This is a genomic window from Flammeovirga sp. SubArs3 (assembly GCF_947387565.1).
Taxonomy (GTDB): Bacteria; Bacteroidota; Bacteroidia; order Cytophagales; family Flammeovirgaceae; genus Flammeovirga; species Flammeovirga agarivorans.
The window spans coordinates 533,280-545,938 of the sequence record NZ_CANDOA010000001.1 but is presented as its reverse complement, the minus strand read 5'-3'; the positions used below and the strand labels follow the sequence as shown (position 1 = coordinate 545,938).

Annotated in this window: 9 protein-coding genes; 3 read left to right on the top strand and 6 right to left on the bottom strand. The window is 32.2% G+C overall.

Annotation, left to right across the window (positions count from 1 at the left end; all coding sequences use genetic code 11):
* Positions 1-18: 18 nt before the first annotated feature.
* Positions 19-582 carry a TetR/AcrR family transcriptional regulator gene (locus tag QL232_RS02140; protein ID WP_281612870.1) on the bottom strand — a complete coding sequence of 188 codons (564 nt, stop codon included), beginning with the start codon at positions 580-582 and terminating at the stop codon, positions 19-21.
* A 651-nt stretch (positions 583-1,233) separates the two neighbouring features.
* Complete coding sequence (locus tag QL232_RS02135) at positions 1,234-3,102, bottom strand: glycoside hydrolase family 13 protein (RefSeq protein ID WP_281612869.1); 1,869 nt, start codon at positions 3,100-3,102, stop codon at positions 1,234-1,236.
* Between the two features lie 351 nt (positions 3,103-3,453).
* Between QL232_RS02135 and QL232_RS02130 the strand changes: the two genes are divergently transcribed.
* The gene (locus QL232_RS02130) at positions 3,454-4,836 is read left to right on the top strand and encodes a hypothetical protein (RefSeq protein ID WP_281612868.1); all 1,383 of its coding nucleotides are present in this window, start codon (positions 3,454-3,456) and stop codon (positions 4,834-4,836) included.
* A 515-nt stretch (positions 4,837-5,351) separates the two neighbouring features.
* On the opposite strand, the gene QL232_RS02125 is transcribed toward QL232_RS02130, so the two are convergent.
* Both QL232_RS02125 and QL232_RS02120 read right to left on the bottom strand, forming a co-directional pair.
* Entirely contained in the window at positions 5,352-6,650 is a 1,299-nt protein-coding gene (locus tag QL232_RS02125; RefSeq protein WP_281612867.1) for an L-serine ammonia-lyase, iron-sulfur-dependent, subunit alpha, read from the bottom strand.
* 192 nt (positions 6,651-6,842) lie between these two features.
* Complete coding sequence (locus QL232_RS02120; RefSeq protein WP_281612866.1) at positions 6,843-7,460, bottom strand: YtfJ family protein; 618 nt, start codon at positions 7,458-7,460, stop codon at positions 6,843-6,845.
* 403 nt (positions 7,461-7,863) lie between these two features.
* Between QL232_RS02120 and QL232_RS02115 the strand changes: the two genes are divergently transcribed.
* The gene (locus tag QL232_RS02115) at positions 7,864-8,334 is read left to right on the top strand and encodes a DUF4493 domain-containing protein (protein ID WP_168882318.1); all 471 of its coding nucleotides are present in this window, start codon (positions 7,864-7,866) and stop codon (positions 8,332-8,334) included.
* Positions 8,335-8,445: 111 nt separating this feature from the next.
* On the opposite strand, the gene QL232_RS02110 is transcribed toward QL232_RS02115, so the two are convergent.
* The gene (locus QL232_RS02110; protein ID WP_168882317.1) at positions 8,446-9,438 is read right to left on the bottom strand and encodes a DNA-directed RNA polymerase subunit alpha; all 993 of its coding nucleotides are present in this window, start codon (positions 9,436-9,438) and stop codon (positions 8,446-8,448) included.
* A 413-nt stretch (positions 9,439-9,851) separates the two neighbouring features.
* On the opposite strand from QL232_RS02110, the gene QL232_RS02105 reads away from it, so the two are divergent.
* The gene (locus QL232_RS02105) at positions 9,852-10,790 is read left to right on the top strand and encodes an AAA family ATPase (protein ID WP_281612865.1); all 939 of its coding nucleotides are present in this window, start codon (positions 9,852-9,854) and stop codon (positions 10,788-10,790) included.
* 303 nt (positions 10,791-11,093) lie between these two features.
* Here QL232_RS02105 and QL232_RS02100 read toward each other — a convergent pair whose 3' ends face one another.
* Positions 11,094-12,242 carry a replication initiation protein gene (locus QL232_RS02100; protein WP_281612864.1) on the bottom strand — a complete coding sequence of 383 codons (1,149 nt, stop codon included), beginning with the start codon at positions 12,240-12,242 and terminating at the stop codon, positions 11,094-11,096.
* Positions 12,243-12,659: the final 417 nt, after the last annotated feature.

Below are 12,659 nucleotides of genomic sequence, written 5' to 3'. Positions count from 1 at the left end.
TTTAGGTGATAAAATTTTTTAAGTAATCATTTTCCAAAAAAGCTCTGATGATGTATTTACAATTTGATTTACTTCATCACTTGAAAAGTCTTTTGATTGAATATATTGATATACTCCAGATACATGATTACCTAAAAGTGCATATACAAAATCTGGGTCAATGTTATTGATTACTCCATTATCTACTGCTTCTTGAATCAGTGATAAATGTGGTATAAGAGACCTTGAGTTTATATCTTCTGTTAGTAAGTTGACATATGGCGAAAAATGAAATTGCTGTAGATAATTTAATTTATTCGGATTATCTATGGCCCAATAAATAGCATTAAATATTTGTTTCTTGAGCGCTAGTTTAGGGTCTTTTTCTACCTCGGTTAGATGTTCTTTCATTTTCTGTGAAACTTCATTTTTAATCGCCAAATAAAGTTCCAAAACTAGTTCATCTTTTGTAGAGAAGTTATTAAATAATGTACCATTAGAAACACCCGCTTCTTTTGCAATCTTCGAAGTTGCTGTACCATGGAAACCATTTTCTGTAAATAGCTTTAATGCTGATTCTAATAATAACTCTCTTTTTGTCATTGTATAATCCTTAGAGTGACTAATCAGTCACAATGTTAGAGGAATTAATTTAGAAGAAAAAATCTTATTACTTTCTTAACCAAAATTAAGAGTAGATTTAAGGCTTTTTTCGATTTTGGTAAATTTGCCAAAATCGAATATGTAGTATAAAGAAAAAGCTTCCATAAAAATTACGAAAGCTTTATTACAATATTTTAGAATGATTTGCATACTACTTTTATCATTCTAATCGCATATTTTCTTTAAATATGAAAGTATAAATAATAAGAGTCGATGGTATAGTATGGTGTCTATACATCAACTGAAATTATTTCCGATATATATTTTTTTGATTTTTGAAGTTCGATGTAAATAATATAACTATATGTTTGTTGTTTAGATGATGATGCAAAATTATTCATCTAGGGTAAATTAGACATCTATAAAATGTTACATAATTATTATGATAAAGACAGTTACTATTACACCAATGTTAATACGTAAAATCACTGGAACATTTTATTTCTTAATATTTCAAAGATTTTACTTTATCCACACTCAGCACATCTAAAAATACACTTCAATAAATCCAAAAAAATAGTCAGTTAAATAATCTAATGAATAGACTATGTAACTGACTATTGTAATAGTTTATTAATCTTTACCGTTCCTTTACTCTAGTACTAGCATCAATGCTGAAGTACCCTCAAGTGATATCGTTCCTTTACTTAGGTCGTACACCTTTCCAGTAACAACATCTTTTCCTTTGGTAATCCCTTCCAATTGTTCTTGGTATCTTTCTAATTCAACCTCCATTGTATCTGTCTTTTTATTGAATATAGACATCACTTTAGTTTTTGAATCATACCTGAACATAACATAAATTTCATCTCTAGGTACAAAATGCATCAACTTGCCATCTTGCAACGCAGTGGTATTCTTTCTGAAGTTAGCAAGCTTCTTTATTAGTTGCTGAGCTTCTTTGGCATCATCAGATAAGCCTTTTCCTTTAAAAGCATCTGAAGTATCTCCAGCCCAACCACCAGGCATATCAACGCGAAGTGTACTATGATCCTTAGGATTATTGACATCTCCACTCATCATTATCTCTGTTCCATAATAGATCTGCGGAATTCCTCTAACAGAAAATAAATAAACCAATCCCATTTTAAATAGAGCCTTATTTTCATGAACAGCATTATAAAGTCTTGGTGTATCATGATTATCAGCAAAGACAACTAGATTGTATGGATCAGGATATAAGAAGTCATTCGATAGCATTTCATAAACATCAGAAAAAGTACTCTTCCATGGTTCTGTTTCTTTATTTAATACTTCTATCAATGTCTCTTGGATAGGAAAGTCCATAAGTGATGGTAAATAAGATGTATACCCATTTTTATTTACTTTTCCTTTTTGCCAACGAGATACGATCGCTGGATTCTTTGTCCACTCCTCTCCTACTATATTAAAAGAAGGGTATTCTTTCATAATTCTTTTAGACCACTCTGCCATAAACTCTGCATCAGGATAAGCATAGGTATCTTGTCTAACACCACCTAGATCTGCGTACTCAATCCACCAAATAGAATTCTGGATCAGATAATTTGCCACCAATGGATTTCTTTGGTTCATATCAGGCATTATGGTATCAAACCAACCATCACTATGCATTTTTAAATCACTCTGTGAAGTATAAGGATCCGCTAAAGATATTCTATTGTGTGAGGAATAGATGACTTCTTTGCTATCTTGGAAATTATACCAATTCGATGTTGGAAGATCGTCATGCCACCAATGGAAAGATCCACAGTGGTTTTCAATTTGGTCCATTATTAATTTAATTCCTCTTTTCTTTGCTTCTGCAGATAGTTTAAGATAGTCATCATTGGTTCCAAAACGAGGATCTATTTTATAGTAATCAGTAGTTGCATATCCATGATATGAATACTTCTCCATATTATTTTCCAATAATGGATTCACCCAAATAGCTGTAAAGCCCATGGCTTGTATATAATCCAACTGATCAATAATTCCTTGAATATCTCCACCATGTCGGCCTGCCGGATTATTACGATCTACTCCTTCTCTCATACCCTCAACGCTATCATTATCTGGATTACCATTTGCAAATCGATCTGGAGTAATTAAGTACATGATGTCCTTATTAGAAAAGCCTTCTCTTGAAGCAGCACCTTCTCGTCTTTTTTTCAATTCATATTCATATGTAAATACTTCCTTGCCTTTTCTCTTAAAAACAATAGGAAATTTTCCTGGCTGAACTGCTTGATCGATTCTAAGGTTTAAAAATAAATAGTTCGGATTTTCTACTTTAACCACTTCCTCTAACACTACACCTTCTTTAGATAGTGAAGGCATAAGATCAGAGATTTCCTCACCATGCACTAAAACTTGTAAAGTAGGATGGTGCATTCCTGCCCACCAAAATGCGGGTTCGATATGGTCAATAGTTACTTTTTTACCTACTGCTAATACATGCAGTTGTAACAATACCAATAGTACTGTAAATAGTTTTCTCATATTAAATTATGGATTAGATAAAGGTTTAGTATTAATATTTTTGCCTGTTTAAGTAAGTGATAATTTAGAGCACAAACAAAGCATAGACAATATTTTATGATTGCTTAAGTGATTAACAAAAAAGGGTAGTAGAATTCATATAATATGCTGCAATAAAACATGAATTGTGAACAATTGTAAAAAACTCTTTTTAAATTCATTATGAACAAAAACAATAGAATATAGAAAGCCACAGCACACTTAAATATTCCTCATTGTCATTTAACCATTTTCTCATTACTTAAATCGGCTTTCTAATTTTTATCATTAAATACAATTTCCCCGTTACTATCATCATACTAGCTGATACATATGAAAACCGTGTTTTACCCCAATTTTAAAGAAATCCTCCAACAACAAAAGAACATTTACAAAAAGAAACCTTTTGTTCATTATGGAGGTGAAAAATTAGAATACAAAAAATTACTTTCTTCTATTGATAAGATATCACAATTGCTTATCCATGAAACTCAATGTGACACTATTGGTATTCATGTAGATAAGTTTGAAGACCGATTGGTATCAATTTTTGCAACATTATGTTGTGGAAAGTCATTTGTGATCTTGAACAAAGAAGAATATAATCATCAAAGATTTTTAGAGATTCATGATGATGTATTTCTATTAAATGATCGTGTAATCGACGAACTCTATTCTTCGGATAAAGTTACCTACCTACGTCCAGAAAAAATTTATGATGGACATACTTTCTGCTATGAACTGAATACAGAGTCTGGTAAATATGAAAAACATACCTACGGTAGTTTTCTACAACAAATTTTCCATCAGATCAACCAACAAGTAAAAAGAGAGACAACTACACTTTGTCTGCAAAATGAATTGATCTCTTTAGATGCTGTACGCGATCTTATGTATGCACTATTTGAAGGAAGAACTGTTAAGGTAACTAAGACAATGACTATCAAAAGCCCTCATATCAAGACTTTTTACTTTGAGGAAGGTGTTAGACCAAATGTATTATTTTTCGCTGCTACAGACGGAAAAACAGAGCTCTACCAACCTCTAATGGATCGATTAACATCACACTGTAATGTATTTACTATACAATGTGATACGAAAGAGTTATTCTCTCCAAGTAATATGATCAATAAGTTAGTTTCCTATATTGATCAATTTCCTATTTCATTTTCTATGCATATCGGTTATGCCTTCTCTGGGTTCTTAGCCTATCAATGTGCCGTAGAAAGCAAGAACAAAGCACATAGTTTTTTAATTAATACACCAACGATACAACATTTCAGTAGCAATAGCTATATCAATAATGAATTGGCGGAAACGTGGGGTATTTTAAAACAAAATACATCATTGGCGAAAATGATCTGGAAAAAAGCATCAAAGTATTACCTTAAATTATCTACCCAAGATGCTAAAAGTAAAATGAACAGTTTCGAAAAGGATTTTATTAATTACTACAATCCTTTGAACGATGAATTACCACATGCGAACAAATCAAATGTGCCGATTACCGTTTTCATTTCTCCAGAACAAAGAACATTACAGCATGAAATTACTTCTTCTTATGAGTGGGAAAAAATCTCTTCTCAGCTCATTAAGAAAGAACATCTTGAAAAAGAGAAACCAATATTTGACCTTAAAAACACAGATATTATTATCGACAATATTCTAAAAGCTACGACTCTTATAAAAGAAGAAAAAAAATCAATTTCTAATTAGGGGTTTCATCCTACAATTACGCTACTATAAGTGAACGTAGTATTCAATCGTTTTAATTAGGTAGTAGTAATGATGATATCTCGAGAGGCAAAATAGTTTCTATTTTGCCTCTTTTTCATAAAAAAAGGTTTCTATTATAGTATAGAAACCCTTTCCGCTGTGTAGTATTGAATATAAATTATTAGTAGTTAGTTTATCATAGTAAAAGATGATTATTCAGTGTATATAGGATATTAAACGGTACCTTAATACAATGCGATTTCCTAAATCAAGTCAAACAGTTACGGTATAAGACCATTAGTACTTTTTTTAGAATTTTGTGAATTATTCAAGAATCAAATATGTCTACAATGCTCCACGTGGAACATTATTGTATTTTTCTAATATCGCAATGTTAAAATGGATTTTTTAGTTTTCTCAGCTTGAAGTAGATAAAATAAAAATGGCTACTTCAACTCCGTTGAAATAACCATTCTTTAAGAAAATATTTGATCATCAATCAAACATTCTCAGTATTAATTAGACATAATATTAAGAATCGTCTTGTCTGTAGATTTCATACCTTCTTTAGCTAATGTACCTACATTTTTGATGGTATCTTCTACACAATCACCAATAATTCCATCCTCTGCTTGCAGTACACTACCCATTTGTGCTAACATTGCTCCATCAAATGCTGAATATATTCCTGAAGCAATTTTTGTCGCACAACTAGCTTTTGCTCCATCACAAATTACTCCAGAGACATTACCCAACGTATTTGTAATCGCATTCTTCACATTTTCAACTGTACCCCCTTCTAAAAATACCAAGGTGCCACTTACAGCAGCTGAAGCTGTCATTGCTCCACAATATGCAGAAAGTCTTCCTACGTTAGTTTTAACATGTACAGTCGATAGATGAGACATAAACAATGCTCTATACATTTCTTCCTTTTCGATATCCTGATCAATACAGTATTTAATAATTGGTAAAGAAGCCGTCATACCTTGGTTACCGCTACCACTTGTGGTCATAACAGGCATTGCACTCCCTCCCATTCTTGCATCGCTTCCTGCAGCTGTAAAACTAGCTGAACGGTTTCTTTGATCATCTCCGTACAACCCTTTATCTATATTTTTCTGTATTGCAGCCCCTATGTTTACACCATACTTTGAAGCTAATCCTTCAGATGCTATACGAGAATTATAAGTAAATACCTTTTCGAAAATCTTCTCTATCTTTTCAATCTCTATGTTTTTAGCTAGATGATAAATCTTTTCGATCGAGAGGATACTTCGATCTATTAATGAAGAATTAAAGTCATTGTCATTACAAGGTTGATCTATAATCACTTCACCATTCTTAATTACTTTAGTGATATTTGTATGGGTATGTTTTATTTCTACGCTTACACACTCTTTTTGAGCTATTGCCTCAATATTGATATATAGTGTCATATTATTATCGGCAAGCTTTACTTTAGCTCGATGTTCTTCAAGGAAATGGTTGACGACACTCATATCATCAGAAGTGATCTTACTTATCACCATCAGGTCAGCTTGTGGATCTCCAAATAGTGCTCCCATAGCTCCCGCGACCTCAATTCCTACTTTACCATCACTATTTGGTACTACAACACTCTTCGCGTTCTTAAGAATATTACCAGATACATTGATGATCAATTCCTCCGGCCTTTTTCCTAAATAACTTACGGCTTTCGCTGCAGCATAAGCGATAGCAATCGGCTCAGTACATCCTTCTGCTGGTACAATTTCCTCTTCCATGATCTTTAAGATCAATTGTTCTTCTTCTCGATTGATAATTAGGCTCATTTGTGATAACTGTTTAATTGTAAAGCTTATTTAGTAGTCCAAGCTCTATTTATTTAGTATAAGTGTTTAGCGTAGTATAAAACCCTAGTTTTACGTTTCAATTTAAATAAAAATCCCTCTGATTAAGCTTTTTTGCTCTCAGAGGGATCTTCCTTTAAAATATATTTAGAATTGTCTCTAATTGGACAATGTTTAATCATTAATTTCCATTGCTTTTAATTCTTCAGCCGTCAACTTTCTGGCCTCAGGTAAGCGTTTTACCAGCTCATCAATAACATATGCGGTCTCTTCTTCATTAATAGGGCCTGCTTTCCAGAAAATCACTTCTCCTGTCTTGTCTACGACCAGTACACTAATATGATTATTACAATCACCAGTATTCCATTCTGTCTGAACTACACCTTTAGGATCAGTAAGTATTAAAGCTCCAGCCTCTCTCTTTGAACGTTTCCTTAGCATTCTAATCATAAATCGGATAATTCCATTAGGATAAGGGGTGTCTTTTAAATTGACAATACCGTATGCATGGAATTTATCTAAAGGAAATTTCCACTGCTTGGTCTGTTCTACAAAATAATCGTTCTCTGAAGGATTATCAGGATCAGGGTAAAATATCAATAGTACCTTTTCTCCAATACTGGGAGTGGTATATGGCTTATTTTTTAAGTCACGAACCTCTATAGGATGAATAGTGTCTCCTTTCTGTAAAAAGTGGGTGTCGACTGCTGAGCTGTTCTCCTGAGCATATACTACTACATTTCCACTGAACAAGACGAATAAAAGAAAAACGACAGTACGCTTCAACAACATTTTAAGTTATGATAATATGCTTTCAAATATAAAGTAACTATACGGCACAACTAAAAACGAGTTTTCAACGATTACTATTTGTTTTCAATTGTGTCATGTAGCTAGTTGAACACACTAAAATATGACTTTGTTTTTGGAATAAAGTAGGGTTACTGATATTTTTTATTGATGTACTATTATTTCTATAAAATCAATATTTGCTTGAAATCTATCTCATTCACCTGTATTATCCTGTATTTCTCTTAGAATAATACAAGTGGGCAATCCTCCCCTGTCCACTATTTTGTGATCAATAATTAAGAAAAAATGCCTTTCTATTACAATTCTTAAATAACCCCACCCCTAACAAATACCGTAAAAGAAAACACAACCAACATCACTGTGAAATAAATCAACCTGTATCATGAAAATCAATATTTCCCCTTTATTATGGCCAACTATTGTACTACTATTTGCATCATCATGCAATTCAACACTAGAGAATAAAAACCAATTAGGAAGGGTTACAATACAACTAGATATTCATGGGAATCACTTTTTCAATTATAATCACGAAATGACTATCACAGATGATTTTGCGGTAAATATTATACATAAGCAAACGAACCAGCTTGTTTTTGCCTATGAAGACTATAGAGATGTTCCTACATCGATACATCTACATCAAGGAGTATATATTATTGAAGTACTCTCAGATAATCTGAATAAGCAAGAATATAAAGGGCTAGAAACGCTTACTGTTATTGGAGGAAACACATCTGTAGTAAGAATAAATTGTCTACCGACTAGCAAGTTTATGAAAATAGGAGATGTAGATTATCACTCTCTTAGTTATACAAGTCCAAGCAAACGTAGTAGAGAAAAGAAGATTTAAGTTGAAAGATTGTCTGTTACATACACAAGAAAGCCGAATACCAAAGCAAAAAAAACCTCTCAGTTCATAACTGAAAGGTTTTTTCTATGTATTAGCAATTAATGCTTTAGATTAATCTTCTCCTAAACGGTACTTAGAAACGTCCATTCCGAAAGTTAAATCTCTATCAGATAACATCTCTTCTAATTCCGTTAAAGTTTTCTTACCAAAGTTACGGAACTTCATTAGGTCACGAACTTCTAAAGAAACTAATTCACCTAGTGTCTTCACTTCACCTGCTTTCAATGAGTTGTAAGCACGTACAGAAAGCTCAAGATCAGAGATTGGAGTCTCTAACATAGCACGTTTCTTGATCTCTTCTGGAGTCCACTTAGGATCTTGCTGACGAGGAGTAACATCAAATGTAATCTCTTTGTCAGTGATTTGAGCGAAGTGTTGAATTAAGATGTTTGCAGCACCTTGTAAAGCAACTTCAGGAAGTAAAGTACCATCAGTTTCAATTTCAATCACTAATTTTTCGTAGTCAGTACGTTGCTCAACACGAGTATTTTCTACGTGGTACTCAACATTTTTAATTGGAGTAAATGCTGAGTCGATAGTAATAAGACCTGTAGTGTCAGCATCAGTTAATACCTGATTGTCTGCCATAACATAACCTCTACCTTTCTCTACAGTAACTTCTACTTGAAGATTAGCACTACCATCCAAAGTACAAATAACCAATTCAGGGTTCAAAACTTCATACTCTTCAGTGAAATCCTTGATATCTGAAGCTTTGAATTCAGTCTTTCCACTTAAATCAACAACGATTTTTTGTGATGGAGACTCAGCAATTGTTTTAATACGTACTTGCTTTAAGTTCAAAACAACTTCTGATAATGGTTCCGCTATGCCAGAAACTTTTGACTCCTCTTGAACTGCATTAAGGAACTTAACACCTGCAATTGCATATCCTTCTAGAGCAGAAAGCAAAGTTCTTTTGAAGGCGTTACCAATAGTAGCACCATAACCTCTTTCTAAAGGTTTGAACTCAAAAAGACCTTTAAAATCACCGGCCTTTTCCATTACAACTCTTTCCGGCTTTTGGAATGATAATATTGACATATTTATTCTTATATGATTATTTTTCTATCGAATACTTGCTTTATAATCATTGAAATGAAACTATCCTTGACGAACAATTATCATCTCTAATAATGATCAACCCGCAAATTTAACAAAAAAATGATTCAGAATCACTTAAATTTTAAGATAATCTCGTCAATAACGTATTTTAAATCAATAGTTTTTAGAAAATAGTTCCCACATTCTGTATTTTTTTTGTGGATTACCATATTTTCCTCAAATAATAGAGATAAGCAAAAAGAATATATTTAGACTAAAAATAACATATTAAGTATATTTAATTACTTTAAATTAGATCTTTGTCAATTATTAAGTATATTTAAATACTATATTATGCAAATATTAGTATATATACAGACTTTAAAAAAGTTATATAATTAATAGTCTTTCCAATGAATACAGAAAAGGTCATTCACTTTATTAAGCAGAATAAATTACTTAATGTTTCTGAATTAGAACGACAAGCAAAGATTCCAACGAATTCTCTTAGAAAGGCACTGAGCGGAACACAAGGATTAAAACAACAACATGTAGAGGAGTTAGAAAGGCTTCTAACTCCATTAGGTTATAAAAATTCGACGGATGTAAATATCATTTCTGTTTTAAACAATAAGGCTAATTCTGGTAAAACCACTACCACGTTAAACTTAGGAAAGGCTTTAGCCATGAAAGGGAAAAAGGTATTACTTATTGATGCTGATCCTCAAGCTGCTTTAAGTGAATATGCTAAAAATAAAGTTGATGTTGATTTCTATCATTTGATTCAACACCCATCTACAGAAAAAGATAAAATCATTACACCTATAGGAGAACACCTAGATATGATCACATCTTCAATACAATTGGATATTGCCAATATTCAATATGGAATGGGTGGCTTATCTGGAATATATCAAATCAGAAATGCCTTTACGCACTTTAGCTTCCTTTATGATTATATTCTAATTGATTGTCCGTCATCTTTCAATGCAATAAGTATATCTGCAGTATTAGCCTCAACTGACCTTATCATTCCTGTACACCCTGAAAGTTATAATACACAAGGTTTATCAACCATGACAAAAATGATTACATCGGTAAGGGATATCAATACATCTTTAGGGAACTCGCATATACTGTTTACAGGAATCAAGAGTTCAAATTCATCACATAAATCCTTTTTAAAACATATCAATGATAGACTAAAGAGTGACTTCAATATATTTGATACGATCATACATCATACCATTGGGTTTGAAGGCACAGTTACTTCTAAACAAAACATCTTTGACTATGCTCCAACTTCAAGAGGTTGTAAAGACTTTGAACAATTAGCTAGTGAAATCTTATAAATTATTGAAATACGGTATATCTATACATATTTCACCCTCACAATACATTTTATAGGCTGATACATACATTCTGAAAAAATATTGAAAAAAAATTTAGTATTCATAAACAATTAGATACTGTACAAGTTTATGAGATATAGCATCAGATTTAATAATCAAATTACACTTTTAGGATAATATCAATATCAGTTTAGAGTAAAAACTCAACATTTTGTGTTGAGTTTTTTTCTTCTTAAGGGGATAAAAAAAGCCTGTAGAAATATGTTTTCTACAGGCTTTTTTCAATGTATATTATTTGATCACTTATTCTCCAATGATCCATTTTTTCAATGTATGTACATTAGGGAAATTCTGACCGTCTTTCTGTGCCATCTTCACCGCATTTACCTCTGGCCAAATTTTCCAATTCGGATTACTTTGGTAACGTTGAACTGCCAAACGAACGATGTCCTGAGCCATTCCTAATTCTGTAAGACGAGTATGCAACTTGTTTATTTTACCTTGAAATTCGAAATCTATAGAAGATTGCATAGGTTGAGGTTCTTCAACAACCTTTGATTCTACTTCTATCGTTTCCTCCACTTCATTCACAACATCTGTCTTCAATAATTCTCTAAGAATTTCTTCTCTTGAGAATCCTAAAGATTGCAACATCTTCATCTTCTGCTGTAATGAATTTTGCATGGTTTCATTACTATCAGACTGATTTGAAGCATTTTGCTGATTAGGAGCTGCAATACTTTTCTTTTTCTCTGATTCCTTTTTCGTAAAGAAAAACTCCAAGTGTGTACACCTTCGTCCCGTTTTTATTAACTCTAGGCGTACTTCTAAATCAGTATTCTCATTGATGTCTTTTAAGCATTTCTGTAAAATCGAACGATTAAATGCTGCAAAGTTTTTATATGATTTAGAATCTGATAGACCTAATATAGATTTTAACTCTTCTACAGATATCTTTCTTGAATTGTACTTACCTACACCTTGCGATAACAAATCGTACATTCTCACTGCATGAGGAGAACGCATGTGTCTTACACTAGAGTACAAGTACTGAGTATAATTACCTGTAGGGGATAAGAGGTTCTTAAAGTTTCCATTAAACTGGAACTTAATAGAAGTCTTATCCAACTTTATCTTTGAAAAAAGAGGAATATATTCTCTATCAAATTGACTAGAGTCGTGGTCTGCCTCTCCTAAAGTAATTTTAGCACTTGCTAATGCATCACAACCAAAATCTAGCTGCTTAAGATCTTTACCTCCAGGATGTCTTCCTAAAAACTCAGATACCTTAAATTCTATTTCATCCTCTGCAGTTAAATCATTCAGTGTAAAAGCAAACAGTAGCAACTTTTGGGAAACTAAGGGTAGGGGTTTCTTCTGTTTTGCTTTAATAAAACGATTATGACGTTTTACTTTATTACTACTGGTACGTATTTTATTTAAAATGTCCATCTGAAGACAAGTTTCTTTAGTCTATTTCTTTAATATGTATAGCTTTACCGCATTTTCGATTCACATTATCGGTATATCTATACATAAAAGCAAAAAAATAGTCGGGTAATTCATACATTTTCTATAATTATTACGGTACAACTATACATAGTTAAGAATTTTATTACATATAATAGCTTCACTATTCATACATCTTATCTCAATAAGCAGGTATATATGTACCAAAAAATGTAGGTTTTCATGTTTATCCTCAAAAATGTAATTGATTTCTCTTTTAAAGACTAAAATATACGGTATAACTATACATAGTTTAACTTTTCTATACAGATAAGACTCAATACATGTATAGTTTTTCTGATATGATGTATCAGAATTCTTCTTTAGTACAAATGTTCCCATATTTATACGGTATATCTA